Below are 24,726 nucleotides of genomic sequence, written 5' to 3' on the forward strand. Positions count from 1 at the left end.
CTAAGAGAAAATGATCATCAGGTTGATTACGACAACGAATATGCCCACTGGGATCACAATCAGTTTGTTGTCCAGCCTGAATTTTCTAATTGATACGTAACAGCCATAAATGGCCCCCAGCATCATTCCCAGAAACGCCCACATGATGACGGGGGAGATGCCGGGGGTTACAAACAGGAGCCTTTCAACAGGAAGAAATAACACAGAGCTGACCCTCGCCAGAAAATCGCCTATGATAACCAGGATAGTAACCAGAAGGGCAGCTGGCCAAAAATAAGACTTCTTCTTTTTCATATTTTCTCCAATTTTTTAACATATCTGAAAGAATAAAAGGCCCCCGCAGTAAATCCTGCCACAAGCAGAAAAAACAGGAATGGATATTCTCCGGTAACATAGCCGTAGCCCGCCAGCCAACCGTCGAAATTCATTAACAAGCTCACCAGGTATCTGAAAAGACTGAAATACAAAGCTGTCGCAGCAGCATATTGCGCCACTTTGATGGTAACCGCACGTTTGGGAAACACAACCCTGATCTGCACCGGGATACTGATCGCGCCGTAAGAGGTGTTTACGGTTAAGTTAAGCATGTAAAGCCTGTCCTTGACCAGCCTGGAAGAGTCGACGATTAACACAACCTCCCGTTCACTTTCATGCGCGTAACTGTTGAATGTCAACTCATTTTCGCTAATAGTGATACCATCAATATCTGTGTCGAGCCTCACCGCTGCTTTAACAAATCCGGCGTTTTGAACGCGCAGCCGCACGCCGGACCGCACCACGCTCCCACCCTCCACTTCCGGTAGAACGATCTGACTGATATCTGCACTAAGCGTCGGCACGGCGACCGAAGCGTCGATGATCAGGATCAGCGTTTGTGCCGCAGCCAGTTTCAGTTCTTTTGCATCATACAATCCAGCGTTGATAATTGCTTCCAGGTGCGCATTGTAGCGGCTGTTGATATCCGCCCGGCCGATTGCTTTAAACCAAGCGGGAAGATAGCCGTTCTCCATGTGCTGGGCCACATTTACCCAAATGCCCTGGTTCACTTTCATCGCACGTGCGAGATCTTCCGGGCTGGTGAATTTCGTGTTGTTCAGGTAAAACGGATAGTGCCTGTTGACTGCATAAAGGAATGTCAGAAAAGCAATGACATCATTTGTCTCCGGCATGAGCATAGCCACCTGTGGCGCCGACTCATTGAGCCAGATCCGAAAATGGTCCTTTGAGAACAAAGCCGCCGCCATCCAGAAAGATTCCGGGGCCAGTGTGGCATCGTCGAAAAGCTTGTGAATGTCGTTATAAACCGATCCGCGGAACCGGAACGGGAGCGCCGGGTGCAAGTGATAAAGGATTTTAAGGTATTTCTTTTCCGTATCCTTTTCTTCCTCGATAATCCGCTCGAATTCAGCAGCGCGCGAGGCGCTGTTAGTTACCCTGTTGACAAGTGCCGGAAGATAATTCGCGTTCCTGAGATAATATTCAGACTCTGTTTTCTTTCTGAATGTGATCTCCCCCAGTTCTTCAAGCGTCGACGCATATTCGACCAGCCACTCCACTCTTACATCCCGTCTCTGATAAGCGGTCCAGGCATCCTCCGTCATCCAGAGATTTCTGAACGTGCGGGATTTATCAACTTCTTTTCTGGGTTTGAATCCTTTTTCAGTAATAATGGAAATGATGCGGCCCTCTATTTCGTGCGCTTCCAGTCCGTTTTTCAAACCTTTTGCAATAATGACATTTGCCTGGTTTTCGGTAATATGTCCATCCTGCACAGAGATTTCAATCAGCTCGGAAATGGCGGCGAAACCTGTTTCAAGCCGCCTTCCGTCTACTTGCTGAAAGCTCAGTTCCAGGCTTGCAGGCGTTTTAAGCTTATTAAGTGCTGCTTCCAATCTTCTTTCCGCGCCATTGACGACAACGGCCGTGTACTTTTTTTCGATCTGGTCGCGCGCGCCCCTGTTCATGATCAGCAGCTTATCCGCCCAGAATTCCGAGATGATCCGGTAGTTCTTCTGGACCATTTCGGATGTGATCGATCGATATTGTTTATAATCCAGATATAGGATTTCGAACGGATTGGAGGAGCTGATGCTGCTCCACGACCCATTCCGGTTGTCAAAATCGTGCGGGATTTCGTTCAGCCCGCCTGCACGGGTCGAAGCTGCAATAAGCTGGGTCACATCGGTCTGTTCCCCCGGTTCTTCCGGCTGCGATCTTGGAGGAGTGGTTTGGTTTGTGGGCGTATCGGGCTTATCCACGCGGGGCGTCCCCACGCCGGGAATGATTTTCTCCTGTGCCCGGCCAGTCTCCCCTGGCCTACTATCGGTGCCCGGGATTATCTTCTCGTCTGAACTTTCCATATCTGGTTATGCTCTTAGGTCAATTGCGTCGATTTTGCTTTTCAGCTCTGTAATGTCAATTTCGCCTTCCTCCGACTGGATCCTCAGCTCAGCTTTGGTGCCGTTGGAATCAATGGACGCGTGGATGATCCCGAATGCATCAATCGCCAGTCCGACGATCACTTTCCCGGCCGGATTTTCAAGCTGCAGCTTACCCCTCGGATAGCAATGCTCCGGGTCTGTGCTGTCTTCCCCCTCGTAGATATTCAGTGTCGTATTTTTTTCGGCTGGAAAAGTTTCGGTAATGCTTACAGGCAGCGGCATGTTCTTTCTGATCAGGTGCTCAATGATCATTTTGCCCGCTTGCCTCATCTGGATCCCCACGGATTTGGAAGCCACATCAATGACCCGCTCGCGGTTCCTGGCATAAAGAGCGGCGCCCTGCGCGATGGCCGTGTCGAAGCTGTAACCGGGAATGTTGCGTCTCACGTTTTTACGGGATACCTGTTCCAGCATTTTCGGGATCATGGGCATTCTTGAAGAGCCGCCCGCAAGCACAATATCGTCGATATCGTTCCAGGTAAAACCAGCTTTATCGAGCATGTTGTGCATAATGGCCTTGCATATCGCCATTAAATCCTGTGCGCGTTCTTCGAAATAAAATCCCGCGTAATCGTCGTCTTCATCATCAAAAATCAGATTATCAAGCACATTGCCGCCTCCGGTCGGGCGCTCCCTGAACAGGATCAGTTCTGCGGTGCTTCCTTCTGCATTCAGGAACACTTTCACTTCCTGCTGATCCGTAAGATTGATCTTGCTTTCATTCGCACGCTGGTCGATGTCCCAGCAAAGATCGTCGGGAACTTCGCGGCCTGTTTGCCGCTCGAATTCAGCCAGAAGGTAATCTTTGATCAGCTTATCCCAGTCTTTCCCGCCCAACTGATCGGCACCGTCAGAGGCGATCACTTTTGCATTCCCACCCGCTATTTCCAGGATACTCACATCAAATGTGCCTCCGCCCAGGTCGAAAACGAGGATCCGTTTGGCGGCATTCAGGTCTACACCATAAGTTAATGCCGCGGCTGTGGGCTCATTTACGATCGCAATCACATCAAAGCCCGCTGCAATGCCTGCGAGCCGGGTTTCGTGCCGCTGCTTGTCCCGGAAATACGCGGGGACTGTAATCACTGCGGGTATCACCAGGTTTTGCAGACTGTCGTCCGGAGAAAGCCAGCCTTGTCTTTTGAAAAAATAGAAAGCGTCGTATTTCAGCTTTTTCAGGATAATGGCGGACATTCCTGCCGCACCGTAGTCATAGCCGTCGATCACATAGCGATTGGCCACAGATTTGCCGATATCCCTTTTAACAAACTCAAAAACAGGTGAATTTGCCTGCAACTTCCGGTCGTTTGCTTTTTTGCCGACATATGCTACCCTGCCATCAAACCAGATTACTGAAGGCGTCGTTTCCTGGTTATCACTGTTTTTGATCACCACGGGAAGCCCCTGCTCGTCAATATAGCTCATGCACGAAAATGTGGTTCCGAGATCTATTCCTACACGTGGGATCATTTCATTTTATGGCTTAAAATATCAAGCAAGTACTTGACTTCCAATATAATCACCGGCTCTACATCACGCTCATCCGGACCTTTTTGAGCCTGTTTGGCCAGCTCATTTTTTACCCGTTGCTTAATGGATAGCTTTTCTTCCAGTGAAAGGTTGATCTGTGCGCCTTCCGGAAAGAGGCCTGTACTGCGTCCGACCCGGTTAATGAGGCTAATAAACCTTTCCAGCTGCACCATTTCGGTATTTTCGAACAAGCTTCTGGTTTCATTGAAAAAGTCGTTTTTACCAATCACTTCGTAATGCTCGAACTTCCTGCCGCTGACATTGATACGTTCTCCCAGAACCAATCCTTCCAGCCTGCCTTTCGTCTCCACATCGTCATCGATCAGGATCAGGCTGCGCGCTGACCCACTGGATTGTTCGTCCGGGCCGGACACTTTTTCCATTACCACAATACCTCCAGACGCCTCATCCTTGTGTCCGGGAGATTGGATCTGTCCGATTTTGAGTGGCAGAAAAGCCCTGCTCCCAATGCTTTTTTCATAGATCGTGTTTGCGAAAATTCCGTCCAGAAACTGGGAAGCAATTCCATCCTGCTCATACCGCCCATAGTCGATCCAGTTGATAAATTTGGCCGCATTACCGCCCCAGTGAAGCTTGAAAATATTCTCTTTGGCCCGCTTAGATAGGCCCGAGTCCAGAAACTCGTCTACGGCCAGGCAGAGGTGCGCAGCGTAAAACGACAGCGCACCAAACTCGATCGCCAGAATTCGCCGCAACCAGGCGATTTCAACGCTTCCGGCATTGCTGCTCAGATTGGAAGCGATCAATTTTTCTTCTTTCCGGAGCACAAAATTCAGCCTGGAAAAGAACAGGAGCGAATCATCCTTCACCTCATTCAGGGCAGCCGCTGATTCATTTGTAAATAGCAATGCCCTTACCCTGGAATTGTTTTTAAGCAAATTGGCGATCTGCTTACCGGCCAGTTTCACCGAAGCATCCAGCCTGATCTTGCTGTCAAACCAAATACTATAATCCGTCGTCCCGCCTCCTACATCCAGGCAAAGCGCGCCATCTTCCTTGTTTGCCGGGCTGGTTCCATCATTATTGATCTGATCGCTGGAAAAATATTCTCCTGCCGCAATGCCCTCGGTGGTAAAGCTTGGCCGCGTATTGATGACGATTTTACCATTATCCTTTGTGGTAATGTTATAAAAGCCCTGGTACTCGTCAAAACGGCGTTTTTCCACCCAGATGAATTTTCCTTCCGGAATTTCCTTGTCTCCGTCTTCGGCTACATGCACAAAATTTTCAAGCGCCTCGGTCCAGGCCCTTTTCATCGCGCGGACTTTATCATCCGAATAAGACTTGGGATAAGTGCACCTGAACTCGATTTTTCCCGTCCGGTTTTGCAAAAGATCAACAATAACCAGGAAAATGGTGGAACGGATGAATGCGATCATGTTGGTCGTATCCTCGTGCCACTTTATATCTGTGAAAACATAATTGGGATATTCGGGCTCGCTTGGAAAATAAATGAACTGGTCAAGCAGAATATCCTTTGTAATTCCCGCCTTGAAAATTCGCAGCAACGTCGGGATAGGCAGATGCTGGTCTTCGGTGGGGACGAAAAATGCGCGCGTGATCTTTTCCCTTTTCGACTTCTCTTTTTTCACACTGTTTCCTCCCTGCGACTGCGGGTCCGAGTTCAGGATGGATCGCACATACTTCGAAAAGCTGAAAACCCACCGCTTAGTATTTTCATTGGAGTAGCGATAAATATTCGTGTTGGAAGTCCCCAGGTCAACGCCAACAATGCTTTTGCCGGTAAATTGTTTACCCTCTACATCCGGGTTCCTGCTGAGCAAAACGAGACCATAAGCCTGATTGCCCCGGTTGGCGCTATTAATGGAAACCGCCTCCGGGAACGAGTTATATCCCGAAATGCGGATGATCTCGGCCCGTTCACGATCCTGATTGGTTTCTATTTTTTGTTCTTTCTGCGAGACTGTGATATGCTCCGCAAAATTCAGGGGCGCGATTTTGAAAGTATCAATGTTGGAACACAGCATGAAATACTGGCACCAGAAATCGCCAAGATAGTCCGGGAAGATTTCCAGGACAGGCACTTCCACTTCCACAATTTCGCCCTCCCCTTTCTGCAAACCCGACTTGGCCGTCCTGAATGTCTTTTTGATTTCCACACGCTGCCCGTCGATCAGCGGCAGGAAGAAAGAAAAAATCACCTTTTCGTCTGTCTTGACAAAGCGTGGTTTCAGTTTCTCCTGAATATCGTCCGGGGTGAAGAAATAAAGGATTTCTTTCCTGAACGGCAGAATGAATTCTGTTTCGTTTCCATTCAAAAATGACTCGGACGTATTCAGGATATCGTCGTCCGTTTTATTCTTCAACAGCGAGTCTGTCAGGAAATAAAGCTCGGGTCTGATCCAGATCGAGTCGTGGTTTTTAAGGTTGATGTTATTGATAAATGCACCGGATTCTTCATTGAAGAATTTGCTTACCAGCGAATGCGTATCGTCACCCAGCTCGCGGGGCGTTAACCCGTCCCACAAAGTTTTGTTTTGCGACAGCAGCGAGGGCGTGATGACAACCACTTCCTTGTATCCCGATTTGTTTTCGAGATAACCCGACTTATTACGCGACATAGAAAGGCTGTAATCGGACTTCGTCCGTTCGCTATCCACATCCCCTTCCACAAGCGGCGTAAGTATGTGCTGATAAATCTCGTAACGCGACAGAAATGCAGGCGGATTCCGGCGGATCGCCTCGGGCATTTCCTCTGCTACTTTCACCTTATTGGACTGGATAATCTTATCCTGAGCAAGGCCCAGCTCCTGCTTGATTTCTTTAAGCCAGTCGGCCAGCAGGCGGTTAATGTCACCAATGTAAATGTGACCCTGAGAAGGTGTGTCATTGGTCTGCGCGATCCTGTTGAATTTGTCAAGGAAATCTTCCAGCCATTTGCCCACATATTCCAGCCCCTCATATTTCAGCGGCGGCCGCAGATAACCTTCGCTGTCTTTCAGTGAAAATCCGCGAAGGTCTTTCAACTTTCGGTTGTAGTCGGCCGAGGTGTAAACCAACGTAGCCGGCGACATTGCACCGATCGCGATATCCCCGAACTTAATGATCAGAATGTCCGTCCACGCATAAGTGGTACCATTGGATTGCAGCTCGATGGGTTTCGGCGCCAGGTTCACCAACGCGCGGCAGAATTTCTCATCGTTGAATTGGACCGGCGAGATTTGCAGCTTTCCTAAATCCGGCTTCACGGAATGCAATGCGAGCAAGCTTAGCAATCCTTTCCATTCCTGCACAATGCGGTCGCGGAGCGGATGTTTTTCGGAACTCAGCGCGCCCTGAAAAGTAAGTGGCCGTGCGTAAATGTCGGGAATGGACGAGACGCCCCGCGTTTGAGCAGACTCGTCTATTTCGATCCCGTTTCCTATGTCGGTGATTACCCTTCGTTGCTTGTCCTCCCAGAGTGCATCCGCAGCAGGTTCGCTGATTTCAGCGCCCGCAGCCAATTTAGGGAGATATAAATGTTTCTGTGACATGGATCAGCGCGTTAATTGTTGACCTGATTTTTGCGATTAAACCTGGCAGCTGCGTCAAAAAAGATGTTCAGATATTTGCTGCCAGCAGTGATATTGTCCCTGATAATGGCATCCTGAAGTCCGTCGTCTCCCAGGAACGCGTGAAAAGTCTTGCGCTTGGAATCGCCTTTGATCAGTTCGCCAATGTTCCCGATGTTGGTGTCGGGATCAAAAAGGTCAAGCTTTTTATTGGGCGTGATCGACCCGTTTACCAGCTTTTTGCTGTCGATCAGAAAAACGGTCTCACCATCATCCATGGAGGCTATCCAGTACAAAAACGCATTCAGAAAATAATCCGCAGCCGCGTACAGGTCATTATTCTGATTGTGCCGCGGGTTATGCAGGTGGTTATCTTCCTTCAAAATGCGGCCGAAATTTTCCCGGTACCAGGTTTGCATGGAAACCTCGTTGTGCGTCCTGCCAAGCTCCTTTTTTCCATAAGTGAGATAGGCGTAGGCAAAAACCGTGAAATCAGAAAGAGCAGTTTTGAATTTGCGCTTATGGGCGGTCAGGCCTGCACTGTCCCTCGTGAGCGGGAGCACATTCCAGTTAATTTTCTCAGTTTCCCGACTGGCCAGAAAGTATTTTTTGTTGTTTGCGGGTAACTGCGCAGGCTGGCTGAAAAAGTCAAATCCGGCCAGCGCGCTGACCATTTCAATGTAATGCGGCTTGTTTTGCTGGGTTGAACTGCCCGTGCTGAAATCCCCAACCTTTTGCGCCAGCGAATCACCGATAAAGTAATATTGGTCAAAACCGAGCTGCTTGTCATTGTAATACTGCAAAGCCGCTTTGGTCGCAATGGGAAAATCCCCGGTCGTGACAAACATCGGCTCGCCCGCGCTGCTGGCGCTGTCTACCGAAAAGCTAAAATACGGCAATACCAATGCGCCGCCCAGCAAAACCCGGCTTTGTTCTCCACTCAGCGTCGCCTGCATGGTATCGTTGAATTTGATCAGCTGGCGAGAACCCAGCGTCGGAAACCCGGCTGCACCCGTTCCTCCAAATATGGAGCCGACAATAAACACGCGCAGTTCATTTTCCCCGAAAGCATCAATCCCGTCCCACAGCATTTTGAAAGGATATTCTTCCATCGGCGGATCTGCCATGACCACCGCGCCAATGGATGGATGCCCGCGAAAACCTTTGTTAAGGGAAGTGTTTAACTCCTTTTCAGTAAACAGGACATTCGCGAGATCCGCAATTTCCGGTTTGGTCTTGACGATATTGTCATAGTTAATGTATTTCGCGAGGGTGTAATTGCTCTCTTCGAAAATATTCCAGACGAACTGCTTGTCGCCCGGCGGGATCACAATTTCTGTTTTGAAAGAATTGTTGTTTTCAGTCCGCTGGAACTTATTTCTGAGCTCAATGTAATTTTTGATCAATGTGTGCGTCCTGGTCAGGTTACCATTTCCCTGATCGGGGTCGATCATGAAAATGTGCAGCTTATCCGGGCCAAGTCCTGCCGCGCATAAGTGAATAACCGATTCAATAACCCGGGAACCGGTTCCCCCGATTCCGATCAATACATTTTTTAACATGGTGGCGGGAGTTTAGCTATTTACCGAATGGGACGAACTTGACAGTCCGGGGAGAAAAGAGAAATGTAGTGAGCCAGAACAATGTAAATGTCAGCACCGAAAGCACCAGGAAGTAAATCACGAACCATTGCGATTCGATCCCTTCGTTCCGGTTGCGGATCACGATCGCGAATGCGAGCGCCACAGCAATGAGCACCTGCGCGAAAAACATCGTGCGCCATTTGGTTTTTGCAGCCGAGAGCTCACCCGCGACTTTCTCCTGGCTTCCGTAATAATACCAATAGGCTGCGAAAATGATACTCAGCAGAGTACCTGCGCCGAAAACCAGCCGCAGCTCGGCGGCCAGTTCTTCCGGATATTTTTCAGCCAGGCTCGGGTTTTCGGTAAAATAACTGGCGAGAAAAATGGAAAAAATCACCCATAGCAATGCGCCGGTTACGGCTGTCAGCAAATAATTAATCGGACTCTTGTTCATTTTGGTTGCGGTTTTGAAGGTTTATTTTTTTTCGAGATAGATGTAAAACTTGGCGATTTTCGGCTGCTTTGCCGTGGTGTGGCTGGTGGCAATATCGGTGACGAGCTTCACCAGGTTCAGAGTTTTACCCGCCTGCACGCCATCAATGGAATCGGTGCTGATATCCTGAATCCACTTCGGGATCACCAGTGGCACCGTGTTATCCAGCGTGAGGTACACTGCGTAAGAATATTCGCCTGCGGGATCTAAATTGGTGAGCCTGATGTCAGAAGAAATTTTTCCACCGGAAATTTTCAGGTTTTCAAGCTTGATCTCCGTGTCTGCTGCCACCGAATCGCTGGCGGAAACTTTGCGTTTAAAAACCTGCGCTTTGATATTTTTTTCGGCAAAACCGGGCATGAACTGATCCGTTTGGACGGTCGCATCCAGGTGGAGCAGCGCCTCCTTTTCGCGTTCTCTCATCGTGAAAGCGAATACAGTCCCATATTGTTCGAGCTGCTTGTTGGGAAGACTGCTCCTATTGATCGACTTGCTTTTTCTGTCTTTTTCCAAGGCTACATCAAAACGCTCGGCTGGGTGATGGGTCAGGATCAAAAACCGGTTTCCGCTGACATAAGGCTTGTTTTGCAAACTTTTGAAAAGCAGGTTAATGTTGGTTTTGTCCCCAAAAATCAATGCGAAAAGCGGACGTGGTGCATTGACATTCAACCGGCTGATACCCTGTCCCAGGTCACCGACCGAGCCATTGAAATTGCTGACTACGCCCACTACCCCGATCTCGATCCCTTTCTGAATGCATTGTTCCTTGATTGTCCCGACAACCGAGTTAATGTCGTTGTTGTTGTAAAACAGGTCCGTGATCAGAACGCTTACGCGCTTCGGGTCCGTGTTCTTGATCGTGTTGGCGAAGTCTGTTTTATTGTTCAGGGTTTGATCGGTAAAAATGGTTTTATCATTCTTCGCCGAAATGAATTCGCTCCTTGAAATGCTGTCAACACGACTACCGTATTTGAAATACTTAATGTCCGTTTTTTTCCAGGTATTCTGACAGGTAGATTCGATATCGTCTACAAAACGCCCGAAATCGCTTTGCCCGGGAACTGAGAATCCCTCCATTGATCCGGTCACATCCAGGTAAACATCTACATTGAGCTTATCCGCGCCGGTTGGCCGGCTGCCTGTGATTTCCGATTTGTCAAAATTCCATTCGGACCTGTCTGCCTCCTTTTTAGTTGTTTGCGTGCAGCCTCCCGACAGCCCGACCAGCAATGCAACCGCCAAGAGCGATGTGTAATAATTATTCATCATTATTTCGACTTTGAATTTCCATTGATCATGACCTTTGTGATTGCTTCGGGGACTTTCGCGATCCGTAGCTGGATCAGTCCGTCCGTCGTGACATTGAACCGGCTTGGCCCCGCCTGAATTTTCTGAATGATCAGGCGTTTTGAAAATCCGGCATTATGCAGCTGAATAACATGTTCGTTTTGCATCAGGTCGATGGGCGTCGTTGATGTTAGCATGACCTCTATGATGGGCTCGGGCAGCTTCACGCTTTTCAGCGCCAGCAATCCGGGTACCGACATATCAAACCGGCGCTCGCTCATGTTTATTTTCTGTTTGATCAGGTTAGCCGAAACTTTGGCCTGGTGCATGGCAACGACATCATCGTTGCGCAACACCTCGGCTTTTTGCCCATAAAGGTTCTGGACGGCCAGGATAAAGGCTATGAATAGGAATGCGGTTTTCATCTGTAAAAATTTAATTGTATCTCACCCGAAAGCGACCTCTTCACCATTTACACTTGCATACACATAAATGTCCGGCTTGTTTTTTAGGAGATTGTTGTTGTCACAACCTCCCAGGATGAACATAATGAAGAAAAAGAGCAAGTATTTTTCATGATAAAGGTTGGTTTACAATGGAATGTGCCTGCATTAAACGTTTAGTAATCTTTGATCGTGAAGAAATAAGCGAGGCGGATCCCGGCTGTGAAATGTCTTGCGAAATAATCGGAATCTTCTTTCGCCATCGGCATCCATTTTGTCACAGACGGTTGTGCAAAAAGGGATATTTCCAGCGGCCGGTCACCTAATGGGATCTCTTTGGCAACGGAAAAATTCACATTCAGGTCAAATGGCTTGACACTGTCAAAATCAGGATCTGTGCCGATATCAAGCTTTTCTGTTTCGGACCCTGATTCGCCTCCGCCACTGTATTTTGATTTAGCCTTTGCGCCAACGGCAAAATTGAAGCCAGGGCCGGCAATTATTTTGAAGCCGCTGTCTCCCAGGCGAAAGCTGAACCAAACCGGAATTTCAAGGTAGGTTATGGAATGGGTGGTTTTGGCTTTCAAAGATTGCACATCGCCTTCCCAATCGGTGAAATTGGCTTTCAACTTGTATGTGAGTCCTTTTACGTTGAACATTAGCCCGCTTTGCAAACTGATCTTTTCGCTGATCCCATAATCAACAAGCGCTCCGGCCTGAAATCCAGCAAAGGGAGGAAAAGTCCCTTTTGAAGATAAATCATAATCATCCAGGTAATCTTCCAGAAAACCATCCGTGTAAAGATTTTTCAGCGCGGTCGACAATATAGGAACGGTTACACCCGGCCCGATTACCGGCGCAATCTTGATACTTTGGGCGAATGCGCTTCCACAAAGGGCCAGCATGAGAATAGAAATGGAAAAAGATTTCATAATGAGTTGAGTTGCTTGGTTAGTGTTTTTTCAGGATTTGAGTTGAGGATGTGATTTGACACTTCATAACTGAATGCACATTGCAGCGGGCGAGGTAAAGTGTATTTGAAATATTTTTTTGTCTGTACTTTAAATTAAATTAACGCTGTATAATATACGTTTGAAGAGAAATCAAAGCTGATTTGGCTGCCACAGCGTGAGTCGTAACAGCCAAATCACTCCGGCTATGCCCCGCCGCCCGGGCCGCTTGGCTTCACAGGAGGCCCTGTGGAATCCGGCGCGGTCTCGATAACCGGCTTAATGTTGGTTGATTGTTTTTCGCAGGAGGCAAGGCAAAGCATTCCTGTTACGGCAAGGCATACTCCCACGGAGCGACCATGCGCCAAAAGCACTGTCAGTTTCATTTTTTTCGATGGATTAAAGTGAGGAAAAAAACTGAGCAGGACTGGCGCCTTGGTCCGCTCTTCCCCTCTTTATCGGATAGCGCGATACTTTTTCACATCTTTTTTGAATTAATTTTTACCTTATTTGAAAAACAGGGCATTAACAGGTAAAATGACCCTTTTCACATGGCCAAACGCTACTCAGACCAGGAACTGATTTCAATGCTGCTGTCGACAGAAATCCGTATGCACAACGATGTGCTCGGGTATCTGTACAAAACTTACGAGCCGATGATTTTCCGGCTGGTCACTACCAACAGTGGCTCACGGGAGGAAGCGGAAGAAATTCTGAACGATGTGGTTTATTCATTTTTTAAGAATGTCCGTGCCGGAAAATACGAGCAGCAGGAGGCGAGAATCAGCACCTATGTTTACAGCGTGGCCTGGCGTAAATGGCTCAGTGAACTAAAAAAGCGGAATATAACGCCCCGCAATACCGAAGATTTCGACAGCTTTTCGTGGGCGGGAGAAGCGGATGATTCACAGTTTACAGATTACGAGAACCGTGAACTTGTGGATAAGCTGCTGGGAATGCTGGAACCGAAATGCCAGAAATTACTCAGGGCATTTATGGATGGATGGTCCATGGAGGACATCGCTGTGATGGTCGGATTAAAAAATGCGAAGTCGGCCAAAGCGCAGAAATATCATTGTTTACAGAAATTGGGAAATTTTATTAATCCGCACCTATGAAACGCCCTGTTGGACAATTAGAAGAATGGGAATGGATCGAGAAATACTGGACCGGAATGCTATCCCATGAAGAGAAACTTTTTTTTGAGAAAGAGATGAAAGAAGATGAAGATTTTGCCAGGGAAGCCCAAAGTCTTCGTGCCGGCATACTGCTCCTGGAAGAAGTCCGCTTTGAAAAGAATGCGAAGGCTACTTTACAGAAATTAACGGAGGAAAGCCGGTCGAAAAGAAAGAACACACGTATCATCGCTATGTCGGGAAGCTTTGCCGCGGCAGCTTGTGCAGCCTTCATTCTTTTCCTTGCCTATGCCCCGCTCAGGCTGCCCGAGCAGGAAAACGACCTGAGTATCCTGCGCGATTTCCGGACGAAGTTCAAAGCAGACTCGACGAATGATCTTTCGCTTGCCAAGAAGCAGGCTTTCGACCTGTTTTTCGAAGGACAATCTTACCTGGCGGAAGGTCAATCACAATTGGCACAGCAACGATTTGAAAGGGTGCTGACTTACAATAATCTCCGGCCTTATTTCAAAGAGGCAGCACAATGGCACCTGGTGATCTGTTATCTCAAAAACGAGCAGACCAGCAAAGCGAGCGAAACCTACGAGGAGCTTCAAAATTCCAGGGAATATTCCGTGCCGGCGATCGAGCGCTGGAAGATCTGGTGGCACCTGAAAAGGTCACAATGGACGGGTAACTCCTGAGCGCCTGAATGCCTGGACTGAAAATGCCGCCAGCAGCAATGCACCTGCTCCGTAAAACCAGGGATCATAGCTTGTTTCGGGCGGATAGATTACTGCTGCATTGCCAATCAATGTAAAGTTTGCCCAGTAATATGGGTGGGCCCATTTCAGCAAACGGGTGTCTTCAAAGAACCGTTGCCGGGTTTTCAAAAGCGCAATATCAGCCGGATGCCCCTCCCGCAAAAATTGGTGGAACAATTTAGAAAACTCGGAAATGCTCTCGCTCTGAGCCTTCCAGGAAGTGGTCAAAATGGTTTTACAGCCTGCAATCCGAAATGCCCGAGCCAGGCTTAACAATCCTTCTGCTTTGCTAAAAGAACCTTCATGCCCCTCACACGCACTCAGCACAACCAGCCGTAGCTTTTCCAGCGGCATGTTAACGATCTCGGTGGCGTAAAGCAGGCTATCGGGCGTATCCGGATGAAATGCAATGAATGAGTTTTCTGGCACTTTAACATCTGCCATCGCGTGTGTAGCGAGCAACAGCACATCTGCCTCACTGACATTCCGGTAAAGCGACGGTTTTGTGGCCGAAGAATCCGTAAAAAACTTTCCCTTCCACGCATTCACTTCTGAAAGCGAACTGATCAGTTTGGATGAATCGGGTGTCCGATCACCTGCGAAAGGCGCATAACTTAAGACTTTCGGCGCGCCATTGAACTGACTTTCTCCTTCAAATGTAAGCCTCGCTGAATAGCTGTAACTGATCGCAAAGTGCCTTCCAAGAAACTGGTCCGTTTTGTTCTTCGGCGCAAGCACTTCAAAAGGCAGATAATGCAACATCCCGTCCCGGGCGATAATCAGTCGCGTAGTCGACTTTACTGATTTCATGAATGGACTGACAAGCATATCGTAAAGTGCTGCCGACTGGCTTTGGCCTGAAAAGGCAAACATCACAGGATCAGCCACAAGCGCCTGCCGAAGCTGCATCACCAACCGCGAAAAACCGGCAGGTAATAGCACTCGCTTCACTTCGCTAACTCCATGATGGATCAGGATGCAGTAAATATGTGTTTTGTCGAGAAAGAAGGAAAGATAGGCGGTCTCCCGATCCAGCCTGGCGGTCAGACTATCCAGGCTCATTTCCCTAAAATCATATTTAAGTTCGTAATAGGGCTTGAACTCCCTTTCGAGGCTGTCGAGGAAATTAAAGGACTGCACATCCACTTTGTTAATAAGAGCAAGCAAGCTGTCCGTCGGCCTTTTTGATTGGCTTGCAGCCAATTGTTTTTTCAGATCGGAGGTACGGTGCCTGAGCGAACGTTCGACTGTGATGACCGCAGATGGCACTTCTTTGACCACCCGATATTTTTCATGTAGCAGATCGGAAATGACCATGCTGCGGTTGCGTTCTGTGAGGTCGAAAAGCAGGCGTTTCCAGCGCTCTGATTTTGTTTTTATAAATAGCTCATAACATAGGCGCACCGCTGTATCCGTACTTTTCGAGACTTTTTCTATGTGAAATTGCTTTGATTCTACAGGGATCATATTTCGGCGAAGCCTGGCTGCTGCATTCAGGCTTTCGTCGTAAGCGAGCACCGTTGCAACAAGTGCTTCCAGATCCTGCGATTTTTCCCATTTACCCCGTTTCGCCTCTGCCGAAACAAGCAATGCTTCATAATGGGCTTTTTCACTCGCCATGGCAGGAAAAGCTGTTTTCTTGCTTCCGTCGGGGTATCTGGCAGCATTTATTCCTTCTCTTGCATAATCCAGCGCAGCGTCCGCCTGTTGCCTGTCCAGCGCGATCCTTGCCAGTCCTACCCAACTGAATGCCAGGAATTCCCCCTGCTTTTGACCCGACTTCTTGTGCAGGTCAATGCAGGTTTTAAATGCCTTTTCTGCCGCATCGAGGTCATGGTTTAGCCGGAAACATTGCGCTAGATAGTTGGCTGATTGAATTTCGAAGTCAAAATCATACTGTAATGGATCTTTTTTTACAATCTGTTCATATTGCCTTTGCGCACGTTGTATTTGCAGGATCGCCCTGGACGCATTTCCCGTTGCCCGGAGGTTATTAGCAAGGATAATTTCACCCCAACAATTGTCCAGAGAACCGGACTTGTAACCCGCAAGCGCCTTTCTGTAATATTGATCAGCCTGAATGAAATTCTCCGCTTTATAATAACTGTTTCCCAGATAATTGTAAACAATGGATTCCAAGCGAACACTTTTCGCTTCTTTCGACAACACTAATGCTTCATGAAGGTATTTTGTCGATCGGCCAAAATCGCCGGTCCACCCATGAAAAAGCGCCTGGTTGAGATAGTGCCCACAAACTTCCGCAGGAATCGTTTTCGAAACAATTGGCTGTTGTTTCAGCCAGTCATTGGATTTCGTAAACCAGTAAGTCGCCGAATCGTTCATGGGCAACCGACTGTAAAATGCCGCCAGTAAAGAGAAATGCTTAAACTTCAGTGTATCATTCTTGATTTTAAACCGATCAATGACCTTCAATCCGGTCAATGCCTGGGCAATCCCCGGCAAATAATTACCTCTGTTATAAAGTACCTTTCCTATTTCAAGATAGTAACTGGCCGCATCCTGAAAATGCTTTTGCCTGATAGCTATTTCGCAAGCTTTGCGACCATAAGATTCAACCTGACCCACAGTTTGCTCCGCCATTGCCTTTTTAAATAAGGACTGATGCGAAACAATGGGATCCGCTTGCAGATTGGCAAAAAGACAAGTAAAGAATCCCAGAAGGAAACTCAAAACACGCTTCGACGAGCAGCTCATAGTACCGGCAAACTTGATAGGCTACAATAGCAAAGTCAATATAACTTCTATTTACCTATTTACGGAATCTGTAAAGCAGAAGATGTGGATTGTTGAAACGATTACCAGATTAGCATCACTTATCTCCCTCAGCTACCCTAACCTGCAGAACATTCACAGTATCCTCATCAATTTTGTAACGCTCGTCTAATCGCAAGCCTATTACCCAGATTACATCCTGATTTCCATTTAACAGGATAAATATATTTTGCTTTTTAAACAGATCCATTTTCAGGTCTGTGAAGAAGTCACTGAGCTTCTTTTTCTTGCCTTGCATTCCTAAAGGTTGAAAAACGTCGCCTTGCTGCCACCTCCTGATGGTAAGAGGAAGTTTGAGCTTATCGGCATTTATGAATGCGAAATTGGCAGTGTGTGACATCGGAAGTCTAAAATTTTTTGGGCTGTGCGAAAGGCTTAAAGAAAAGCTGCCAAAATCAAATTCGCCTTCCAGCGTGTCTATTAAAAAACTTAAATTTGCTTCGTTGTTGATTTTCTCTTGGACTATCAGGTACTCCCTATCGATCAACAATGCGTGCGTATCTGAGAGAAATTGCCTGCCGGAAATGCCGGATAACGTCGCTATGATCTGTGTTGATTGCTGAAAAGAAAAGCCGAACTTATCCAGCACGTGCCAAAGCCGGTACGCTGGTTGGCTTTCTGAAATCAGCTTTTGCTTCGAAATCCGGAGCTGGCCTTCTTTCTCTACCACCACCTCTTCCACCCATTTGTTTAGCATTGCTTTCAGTAAGAGATTTGCGCTTTGAAGCTTTGCCGAGGATTGGATGAATGTGGATTCCAGTGAAGGATTAAGCTGCTGCAAAACAGGAACAACCTTATGCCTGAGCAGGTTGCGTTTGTAATCATCCGATTCATTAGACCGATCTTCTCTCCAATGCAGCCCATTTTCTTGTGCGTAGGCTACTACTTGCTCCTTCGTGGCAAACAGCAATGGACGGATAATGTGGTTATTGATACCTGAAATGCCGTGAAGTCCGGATAATCCGGTACCGCGCACAAGGTTTAAAAGCGTGGTTTCAAGGGAGTCGTTGGCGTGATGTGCGGTGGCTATATATGTATAATTGTGGGCAGCTCTGAGTTCTTCAAACCATTCATAGCGCAAGTTACGCGCAGCCATTTGAGTAGAGATACTCTTTTCCCTGGCAAAAGATTTGGTATTGAAACGTCTGGAGTAAAATGGAAAATGATATTCTTCGGCAAGCGTTTTTACGAATTGCTCATCCCCTTCCGACTCTTCTCCCCTTAACCCGAAGTTACAGTGTGCAACGCCGGCCGGAAATCCGGCTTTCTGAAACAAATGCAGCATTACAACCGAATCCACTCCCCCACTCACCGCAAGCAAACATGGATTGCTATTTAATTCCAGCCGGTGTTGGTTAATAAAAGTTAAAAAAGAATCCACGTTGAACCTCAAAAACGTATTTGATGTACTTTTGAAACAACCAGATAGATCAACCCTCGCCTGGAAGGCCTCAGTATAGCAATTGTGGTAATTTCAAAGGTAAAGGAAAGAACAGTAACATGAAGAAAAAAAATTACCATAGCGGCTGCAACTCTTTTAAACTTTCACGCGTCATCAATATCAAAGGGTATATCAATTACCGAACGTTCTTTACCTTGCTGTTTTTTTTACCTGTCATTCTGTCTTTCAATGCATTGGCTCAAAATAATGCCAGTTCAAGTGAAGATCTGGTAGAGATTCTCAAATCGGATGAACTTGAAATTATCAATGCAAATGGTGTCGATTCCCGACGCGTGATCAATGGCGTTTTCAAACATAAGGGCGCTCTTTTATACAGTAATCTCGCGATTCAGAACATCAGCACAAACGTCATTGAAGCCTTCGGGAATGTAAAAATCGTACAGGGGGATACCGTTACCGTGACAGGCGATACCCTCTACTATTACGGAAATACGCGACTCGCGATTGTAAGCGGACGCAAAACCGTCTTGAAAGATAGCAAGCGAACCTTGACTACCCGCAAGATTGAATATGAGATGGCAAATGGAATCGCTTATTATAAGCAACCGGGCCGGACAGTAGATGAAGAGAATGTACTGACGAGTAAAGAAGGGTTTTACAACACCGCAACAAAGGAATTTACCTATTACCGGAATGTAAAGCTGGTCAATAAAAAGTACACGCTTACAACCGATACGTTGCTTTACAACTCATTAACAAAGTGGTCTTATTTCAATGGGCCAACCAAGATTGTGAACAAAGATGGTACGGTGGTGGGAACAAGAGGCCAGTATAATACGGAATCGACACAGTCGTCTTTTCACAAAAGAACAACGGTTGATAATGAAACGTATACACTTACCGCTGACTCGCTTGTGGTTGATGGGAAAACTAACAACGGACAGGGGAAAGGGAATGTGGTCATTGTTGCAAAAAAGGACAAAACTGTTTTAAACGGGGACGAGGGCTACTACTGGAAATCGAAAGGCTATTCAAAGATTTTTGGTCATGCTTACGTCAGGAATGTGGTTTCAAACGATACACTGTATATCCGGGCAGATACGCTTTACTCTTACGAGAATGCAGCCGACTCAACACGTAAATTGATAGGAAACAAGAATGTATTTATATACAAAGCTGATTTTCAAGGCAAATGCGACTCGATCAGTTACAATACCGCCGACTCGATGATCCGGTTTTTCCGGCAACCCATTCTGTGGAGTCAGCAACACTACCAAATGGAAGCCGATTCCATTACAGCGTTTCTGGTCAATAACGAAATTGATAGAATGTTACTCAAAGGGAAGTCATTTGTGATCACAGAAGATACCCTCGTTCGTCAGTTCAATCAGGTTAAAGGACGCACGATCAATGCATTCTTTGACAAAGGCAATAAACTTAAACAGGTTCTCGTCGACGGAAATGGCGAAAGTGCTTATTATGCCATTGACGACAAACAAAAAAGTATAGGTCTTAACCGGGTTGAATGCGGAAGGATGAACCTGATTTTTGAAGACAACCGGGTACAAAAAATATCATTTATCGGCAAACCGGATGGAAAGCTGATACCTCCGGCGAAGATCAAGCCGGCTGAGCGCCAGCTCGATGGATTCAGCTGGCGGATCAAAGAGAAGCCAACTAAGGAAAAGACAATTTGGGCAGAGCTATAAAAAATTAGTGCAATGAGGAGTTGGTGAGGTGTACGGCACGGTTTTTTACGTTAAAAAAATAAAGTTAGCCGTTCACACAATATATATTGAATATACAATTATTTCTCTATATTTTTGTAGTGTACTTTTTAACTAAATTCTAAAAAATTAGTCAATAAGTATCTGAATACCAGCTATGAGAAAATATATACTTTGTTTACATTTGGTGATCGCATTTGCTCTCTGTTTTGAGGGATTAAATGCCCAGTCTGTCTCCGGCGGGAGCCGGCTGAATATCGTTGGAAAGAAGAAACCAGCCACTTCCAACAACTTAAAGTTCGCGGTTATGCCCTCAGGCCTCAGTTACAAACCACTTTCTTTACAAAATCCAAAAGCACTTAACAACTTCTACACTTCATTCTTATTCTCAAATTCTACCAATTCTGATAGCAATAACTTACTCGCTTCTGAGGCTGTTGAGAAAGGCGGAGAAAAAAGATCCAATGCGGTTGAGGCGCAAGCGAAAGTGGAAGAATTGCTTTACGTAAATGATAAGATTTCAGTATCCAATATTTATCCTAATCCAGCAAGCGAATATGCGGAGCTTGACTTCAACATTTCGCCAGCAGTAAGGGAAGCTAAGCTGATCTTCTACAACGTCTTAGGATCGCAGATGGATCAGTTTACATTGAACAAAAACGACAGGAAGCTTCGGGTGAATACCAGGGACATGCCAACCGGCCTGTACTTTTACCAACTGTCTGTTGATGGAAAGAAAGTAGCCACTAAAAAAATGCTCGTTCGCCATCAGCAATAGGTTACTAATTAACACTAGATCAGCTACGCTTTCGTTATGAATGGTGTAGCTTTTTTTATTACCTTTGCAGCCAATATGCGAAAAAACAGTCCTGCAAGCTATTTCTTGCTTTTTATTTCAGTTCTGCTTCTCACTACTTCTTGTAGCAAATTCTCCCGATTACAGAAAACAGGGACTGACCAGGAGAAATACGACGCCGCAATGGCATACTACAAAAAGGGTGATTTTTACAGATCAGGTCTTTTGTTTGAAGAACTTATCCCGCTGCTGAAAGGTAGCACGGAATCAGAACTAGCTCAGTTTTACTACGCATACTCACAGTACCAGCAGGGTCAGTACAACACCAGTCAGTTTCTTTTCAAGAAATTTTACGACACTTACGCACGCAGCGATTACGCGCAGGAAGCATATTATATGCACGCATTTTCGCTCTATAAAGACTCGTCGCCTTACAACCTGGATCAGGCAAGTACGCACACGGCGATTTCGGCTATGCAGGATTTCATCAACACGTATCCTGACAGCCAGTTTCGTGATGAATGTACCAAGTATATCCTTGAACTACGGTCAAAGCTGGAACGAAAAGCTTACGAACGAGCGAAATTGTACTATAAGATCAGCGACTTCAATATTGTATCGCTTAAATCGGCAGTAATCTCCATTGAGAACTTCAAGAGGGATTTTCCCGACTCCCGGTACAATGAAGAACTTGCATTCCTGAAAGTAGAATCACAGTACAATCTTGCAACAAACAGCTTTATTGATAAACAGAAGGAACGTTATCAGGATGTTGTGAAGTTTTATCAGGAGATGGTTGACAAATATCCGACAGGAAGATACAACCGCGACGCTGAGAGGATGTTTGATGATAGCCAGAAGCAGATAGAGGTTATTGCTAAGCTGGAACTCGAAAAGCAGAAACTGAAAGAAACGCAGCCTGAACCTTCAAATGCACCGACCAAGGTTACAACTCCCGCCATTGCGGAACCAAAGGGTCAGTAAAATACATTAACAGATTTAGAATTTTTTAAACTATATAAGACAATCATGGCAACTAATCCATCGATCATTACACGGGATACTGATAAAATAGCCGACGTTACCGGTAACCTGTACGAATCTGTATCCGTTATTTCAAAGCGGGCGCGCCAGATTTCAAGCAAGATGAAAGAAGAGCTTAATAACAAGCTTGCTGAGTTTGCCTCTGGTGTAGATAATCTCGAAGAGGTATTTGAGAACAGGGAGCAGATCGAGATTTCAAAGTTCTACGAGCGTATGCCGAAAGCAGGTAGCATTGCAATCGATGAATTTATTGAAGGCAAAACTTACAGCAGCTACCGTACCAGCACTGACGAAGAATAACAAGCATTGACACTAAGAAACCAGCCCCGATTTAGATTGTGGCTGGTTTCTTATTTTATACCTTGCGGAAAACTTTTGCAACACTACGCAGAAGTGTGATTACTGTTCCGATTTTAACTTCTTAGCCTTTGAACCTCAAAGACAAAAAGATCCTGGTTGGTGTTTCAGGAAGCATCGCCTCCTATAAATCAGCTTTGCTGGTCAGACTTCTGGTGAAAGCCGGAGCCACGGTTCAGGTAGTAATGACAAAGGCTGCCACTGAATTTATAACTCCACTTACCCTCTCGGTACTTTCCAAAAATCCGGTTTACAGCGCTTTTACAAGTGGCGATGGCAGTGAATGGAACAACCACGTTGATCTCGCACTTTGGGCTGACGCGATCGTAATTGCCCCTGCAACCGCACGTACCCTTTCCAAATGCGCTACCGGCAACTGTGACGATCTGCTCACCGCAGTTTACCTTTCCGCGCGTTGCCCGGTATTTTTTGCACCTGCGATGGACCTGGATATGTTTCATCATCCTTCCACGAAACAGAATATCAGCGCGCTAACTACATTCGGAAACATTTTTATACAACCTGAATATGGTGAACTGGCGAGCGGGCTTACTGGCGACGGAAGGATGGCCGAGCCTGAAACCATCGTTTTACAACTGAGCAACTACTTTGCACAGGAGCCGGTTGCCAGAAACAAAAGAGTACTTATTACTGCCGGCCCTACTGTTGAGCCGCTCGATCCTGTTCGCTTTATCAGTAATCATTCTTCCGGCAAAATGGGCTACGCACTTGCGGCCGCATTTTCGGCTGCAGGAGCACAGGTTACACTAGTGAGCGGACCTACCCAGATGAAGGAAATTGCAGGAGTAAACCGCATTCAGGTAACCACTGCGGGTGAAATGCTGAATGAAACCAGAAAACATTTTTCCGAACAGGATGTAGTCATTTTTGCAGCGGCAGTTGCCGATTATACGCCTAAATACGTAGCAGACCAGAAGATCAAAAAGCAGGGCGGTGAAATGGTTCTGGAACTGACGAAAACCCAGGATATAGCAGGAACGCTCGGTCGTGATAAAGGTGAAAAACAGCTACTGATTGGTTTTGCCCTTGAAACGGAAAACGAAATACAGAATGCCGCCGAAAAGCTGGCCCGGAAGAACCTCGATTACATTGTTTTAAATTCCCTCAATGATGCAGGTGCCGGTTTTGCGCACGATACTAACAAAATTACCGTTATTGAAAAGAATGGTACAAAGCGCCTCTTCGAATTAAAATCAAAAGAGGAAGTTGCCAGGGATATCCTACGTATTGTGATTGATAAATGGAGCGAAGCATGAAAGGTATTTTGTCGGTTTTTGCAATGTTTCTAGCTTTATGTTGCCCCCGATATGCGTCGGCGCAGGAGTTTCAGTTTACCGTAAACCTGAACTACGAGCAGCTCGTTGCGCAGCAGAAAACAGATCCGCAATCGATGAGCCAGCTGCAAACTTACATGAACGATTTTCTGAATAATACCCGGTGGACAAACGATCAGTTTGCGAAGGAAGAGAAGATCAAATGCAAGCTGAATGTAAACCTGACGCGCTCATTAAGTCAGGGCAATTATGAAGGCAATGCGCAGTTGGTGGTTTCAAGGCCGGTTTATAATTCCAATTACGAAACAGTGCTGTTTACTTATGTAGATAAGAATTTCACCTTCACCTATCTGCCGAGCACGCAGCTTTATTTCAACGAAAACAGCTATACCGAAGAACTCCCGTACATTCTGGCGTTTTACGCAAACGTGGCGCTGATATTTGACTATGATTCTTTCAGCAGAATGGGCGGAGCGCCCTACGTTCAAAAAGCTTTCAATCTGGTGAACCAGGCGAGAAATTCGTCGCCAAATAAGCGGGGATGGGACTCCGGTGGTGATTCAAGAAACAGGTACTGGCTGATAGAAAATCTGATGAGCCAGCAGTTTACCCCATTCCGTGAAGGTATGTATAAATACTATCGTCAGGGGCTGGATGTAGCGACGCAAAATCCGGCAGAGACTCGCGCGAAAGTGCTTGAATTTTTGACAACAATAAAGGAAGTTAATCAGCTTAGACCGGCCAGCGTCGTCGTAAATGCATTCTTTGACGCAAAATCCGATGAGCTATACCGGATCCTGATAGAGGCACAACCGGCTGAGCGCGCACAGGCTTACAACTTGCTCGTTAGCCTGGATCCTACCAAAACACAACTATACCAGCGGCTTTCGCTATAATATGAGTAAAAGACTGGTTCGTATCTCTTCGACGCAGCTTTCTGCGCAGCTTCAATCCCTCGTGAAACAGGAAATTACAGCGGTCCTGAACAATGGCAAAACTTATTTCGGTACGCTTGCCAGCTTCAACGAAAACAGTCTGGTTATTGAAGATACCCGGAGCCACCCGCATACATTGGTAATTTCCGAACTCTATGAGGTTGTTTATGACGCCAATTCAGCGTTGAACATTAATTCGTAGCCGCTTGCCGGTTATATTTTCGTATTGTGAATATCA

General features: G+C 46.5%; 21 protein-coding genes. 9 read left to right on the top strand and 12 right to left on the bottom strand.

The annotated features are described in order from the left end of the window. The 10 genes from AC1XTG_RS12500 to AC1XTG_RS12545 all read right to left on the bottom strand — a co-directional run bounded on the left by AC1XTG_RS12500 (position 1) and on the right by AC1XTG_RS12545 (position 12,646). Positions 1 to 294, bottom strand: coding sequence for a hypothetical protein (locus AC1XTG_RS12500; RefSeq protein WP_056281819.1), 294 nt, complete (start codon positions 292 to 294; stop codon positions 1 to 3). Beyond that, a complete protein-coding gene (locus tag AC1XTG_RS12505; RefSeq protein ID WP_484842229.1) occupies positions 291 to 2,360 on the bottom strand; it encodes a hypothetical protein in 2,070 nt (689 codons plus the stop codon). Before AC1XTG_RS12505 ends, AC1XTG_RS12500 begins: the two co-directional genes overlap by 4 nt. Before the next feature lie 6 nt (positions 2,361 to 2,366). Next, a complete protein-coding gene (locus AC1XTG_RS12510; protein ID WP_082489096.1) occupies positions 2,367 to 3,911 on the bottom strand; it encodes an Hsp70 family protein in 1,545 nt (514 codons plus the stop codon). Next, positions 3,908 to 7,486 carry a hypothetical protein gene (locus tag AC1XTG_RS12515; RefSeq protein ID WP_484842230.1) on the bottom strand — a complete coding sequence of 1,193 codons (3,579 nt, stop codon included), beginning with the start codon at positions 7,484 to 7,486 and terminating at the stop codon, positions 3,908 to 3,910. The genes AC1XTG_RS12510 and AC1XTG_RS12515 overlap by 4 nt, the downstream gene beginning before the upstream one ends. Before the next feature lie 11 nt (positions 7,487 to 7,497). Next, positions 7,498 to 9,066, bottom strand: coding sequence for a hypothetical protein (locus tag AC1XTG_RS12520; protein ID WP_056281807.1), 1,569 nt, complete (start codon positions 9,064 to 9,066; stop codon positions 7,498 to 7,500). Positions 9,067 to 9,082: 16 nt separating this feature from the next. Continuing rightward, entirely contained in the window at positions 9,083 to 9,541 is a 459-nt protein-coding gene (locus tag AC1XTG_RS12525) for a hypothetical protein (protein ID WP_056281804.1), read from the bottom strand. 21 nt (positions 9,542 to 9,562) lie between these two features. Continuing rightward, on the bottom strand, positions 9,563 to 10,849 hold the full coding sequence (locus AC1XTG_RS12530) for a hypothetical protein (RefSeq protein ID WP_056281803.1): 1,287 nt from the start codon (positions 10,847 to 10,849) through the stop codon (positions 9,563 to 9,565). Continuing rightward, complete coding sequence (locus tag AC1XTG_RS12535; RefSeq protein WP_056281800.1) at positions 10,849 to 11,292, bottom strand: hypothetical protein; 444 nt, start codon at positions 11,290 to 11,292, stop codon at positions 10,849 to 10,851. Before AC1XTG_RS12535 ends, AC1XTG_RS12530 begins: the two co-directional genes overlap by 1 nt. 194 nt (positions 11,293 to 11,486) lie before the next feature. Then, positions 11,487 to 12,242, bottom strand: coding sequence for a porin family protein (locus tag AC1XTG_RS12540; RefSeq protein WP_484842231.1), 756 nt, complete (start codon positions 12,240 to 12,242; stop codon positions 11,487 to 11,489). Positions 12,243 to 12,466: 224 nt separating this feature from the next. Continuing rightward, positions 12,467 to 12,646, bottom strand: coding sequence for a hypothetical protein (locus tag AC1XTG_RS12545; protein WP_056281793.1), 180 nt, complete (start codon positions 12,644 to 12,646; stop codon positions 12,467 to 12,469). A gap of 165 nt (positions 12,647 to 12,811) precedes the next feature. Here AC1XTG_RS12545 and AC1XTG_RS12550 point away from each other — a divergent pair, with 165 nt between their 5' ends. After that, positions 12,812 to 13,378 carry an RNA polymerase sigma factor gene (locus AC1XTG_RS12550; RefSeq protein WP_056281790.1) on the top strand — a complete coding sequence of 189 codons (567 nt, stop codon included), beginning with the start codon at positions 12,812 to 12,814 and terminating at the stop codon, positions 13,376 to 13,378. Continuing rightward, positions 13,375 to 14,079, top strand: coding sequence for a hypothetical protein (locus AC1XTG_RS12555; protein WP_056281788.1), 705 nt, complete (start codon positions 13,375 to 13,377; stop codon positions 14,077 to 14,079). The genes AC1XTG_RS12550 and AC1XTG_RS12555 overlap by 4 nt, the downstream gene beginning before the upstream one ends. On the opposite strand, the gene AC1XTG_RS12560 is transcribed toward AC1XTG_RS12555, so the two are convergent. Next, complete coding sequence (locus AC1XTG_RS12560) at positions 14,056 to 16,740, bottom strand: CHAT domain-containing protein (RefSeq protein ID WP_162242729.1); 2,685 nt, start codon at positions 16,738 to 16,740, stop codon at positions 14,056 to 14,058. The two genes, AC1XTG_RS12555 and AC1XTG_RS12560, sit on opposite strands and share 24 nt — an antisense overlap. Positions 16,741 to 16,969: 229 nt before the next feature. After that, a complete protein-coding gene (gene tilS, locus AC1XTG_RS12565) occupies positions 16,970 to 18,244 on the bottom strand; it encodes a tRNA lysidine(34) synthetase TilS (protein WP_484842326.1) in 1,275 nt (424 codons plus the stop codon). Between the two features lie 188 nt (positions 18,245 to 18,432). Between tilS and AC1XTG_RS12570 the strand changes: the two genes are divergently transcribed. The 7 genes from AC1XTG_RS12570 to AC1XTG_RS12600 all read left to right on the top strand — a co-directional run bounded on the left by AC1XTG_RS12570 (position 18,433) and on the right by AC1XTG_RS12600 (position 24,690). Beyond that, complete coding sequence (locus AC1XTG_RS12570) at positions 18,433 to 20,043, top strand: OstA-like protein (RefSeq protein ID WP_484842232.1); 1,611 nt, start codon at positions 18,433 to 18,435, stop codon at positions 20,041 to 20,043. Between the two features lie 175 nt (positions 20,044 to 20,218). Continuing rightward, positions 20,219 to 20,839 (top strand): T9SS type A sorting domain-containing protein, encoded by a 621-nt coding sequence (locus AC1XTG_RS12575; protein ID WP_082489094.1) that lies wholly within the window; start codon positions 20,219 to 20,221, stop codon positions 20,837 to 20,839. Between the two features lie 75 nt (positions 20,840 to 20,914). Next, positions 20,915 to 21,841, top strand: coding sequence for an outer membrane protein assembly factor BamD (locus AC1XTG_RS12580; protein ID WP_056283411.1), 927 nt, complete (start codon positions 20,915 to 20,917; stop codon positions 21,839 to 21,841). A 45-nt stretch (positions 21,842 to 21,886) separates the two neighbouring features. Further along, positions 21,887 to 22,201: a DNA-directed RNA polymerase subunit omega gene (locus tag AC1XTG_RS12585; RefSeq protein WP_056281774.1), complete on the top strand. Its 315-nt coding sequence runs from the start codon at positions 21,887 to 21,889 to the stop codon at positions 22,199 to 22,201. 128 nt (positions 22,202 to 22,329) lie between these two features. Then, positions 22,330 to 23,535, top strand: a complete 1,206-nt coding sequence (gene coaBC / locus AC1XTG_RS12590) for a bifunctional phosphopantothenoylcysteine decarboxylase/phosphopantothenate--cysteine ligase CoaBC (protein WP_056281772.1) — start codon at positions 22,330 to 22,332, stop codon at positions 23,533 to 23,535. Continuing rightward, on the top strand, positions 23,520 to 24,449 hold the full coding sequence (gene porD, locus AC1XTG_RS12595) for a type IX secretion system protein PorD (RefSeq protein ID WP_484842233.1): 930 nt from the start codon (positions 23,520 to 23,522) through the stop codon (positions 24,447 to 24,449). Before coaBC ends, porD begins: the two co-directional genes overlap by 16 nt. 1 nt (position 24,450) lies before the next feature. Further along, positions 24,451 to 24,690, top strand: a complete 240-nt coding sequence (locus AC1XTG_RS12600; protein ID WP_056281766.1) for an LSm family protein — start codon at positions 24,451 to 24,453, stop codon at positions 24,688 to 24,690. Positions 24,691 to 24,726 lie beyond the last annotated feature (36 nt).

It is taken from the genome of Dyadobacter sp. HNCC25DJ183, from assembly GCF_056895175.1.

Bases quoted from the DNA above. Each gene is read 5' to 3' on its own strand.
- AC1XTG_RS12570 (WP_484842232.1), top strand. From the start codon at position 18,433: ATGAAGAAAAAAAATTACCATAGCGGCTGCAACTCTTTTAAACTTTCA.
- AC1XTG_RS12550 (WP_056281790.1), top strand. From the start codon at position 12,812: ATGGCCAAACGCTACTCAGACCAGGAACTGATTTCAATGCTGCTGTCG.
- AC1XTG_RS12575 (WP_082489094.1), top strand. From the start codon at position 20,219: ATGAGAAAATATATACTTTGTTTACATTTGGTGATCGCATTTGCTCTC.
- AC1XTG_RS12555 (WP_056281788.1), top strand. From the start codon at position 13,375: ATGAAACGCCCTGTTGGACAATTAGAAGAATGGGAATGGATCGAGAAA.
- porD (WP_484842233.1), top strand. From the start codon at position 23,520: ATGGAGCGAAGCATGAAAGGTATTTTGTCGGTTTTTGCAATGTTTCTA.
- AC1XTG_RS12530 (WP_056281803.1), bottom strand. From the start codon at position 10,849: ATGATGAATAATTATTACACATCGCTCTTGGCGGTTGCATTGCTGGTC.
- AC1XTG_RS12580 (WP_056283411.1), top strand. From the start codon at position 20,915: ATGCGAAAAAACAGTCCTGCAAGCTATTTCTTGCTTTTTATTTCAGTT.
- AC1XTG_RS12545 (WP_056281793.1), bottom strand. From the start codon at position 12,646: ATGAAACTGACAGTGCTTTTGGCGCATGGTCGCTCCGTGGGAGTATGC.
- AC1XTG_RS12560 (WP_162242729.1), bottom strand. From the start codon at position 16,740: ATGGCGGAGCAAACTGTGGGTCAGGTTGAATCTTATGGTCGCAAAGCT.
- AC1XTG_RS12505 (WP_484842229.1), bottom strand. From the start codon at position 2,360: ATGGAAAGTTCAGACGAGAAGATAATCCCGGGCACCGATAGTAGGCCA.
- AC1XTG_RS12520 (WP_056281807.1), bottom strand. From the start codon at position 9,066: ATGTTAAAAAATGTATTGATCGGAATCGGGGGAACCGGTTCCCGGGTT.
- AC1XTG_RS12540 (WP_484842231.1), bottom strand. From the start codon at position 12,242: ATGAAATCTTTTTCCATTTCTATTCTCATGCTGGCCCTTTGTGGAAGC.
- AC1XTG_RS12500 (WP_056281819.1), bottom strand. From the start codon at position 294: ATGAAAAAGAAGAAGTCTTATTTTTGGCCAGCTGCCCTTCTGGTTACT.
- AC1XTG_RS12585 (WP_056281774.1), top strand. From the start codon at position 21,887: ATGGCAACTAATCCATCGATCATTACACGGGATACTGATAAAATAGCC.
- AC1XTG_RS12535 (WP_056281800.1), bottom strand. From the start codon at position 11,292: ATGAAAACCGCATTCCTATTCATAGCCTTTATCCTGGCCGTCCAGAAC.
- AC1XTG_RS12525 (WP_056281804.1), bottom strand. From the start codon at position 9,541: ATGAACAAGAGTCCGATTAATTATTTGCTGACAGCCGTAACCGGCGCA.
- AC1XTG_RS12515 (WP_484842230.1), bottom strand. From the start codon at position 7,486: ATGTCACAGAAACATTTATATCTCCCTAAATTGGCTGCGGGCGCTGAA.
- AC1XTG_RS12510 (WP_082489096.1), bottom strand. From the start codon at position 3,911: ATGATCCCACGTGTAGGAATAGATCTCGGAACCACATTTTCGTGCATG.
- AC1XTG_RS12600 (WP_056281766.1), top strand. From the start codon at position 24,451: ATGAGTAAAAGACTGGTTCGTATCTCTTCGACGCAGCTTTCTGCGCAG.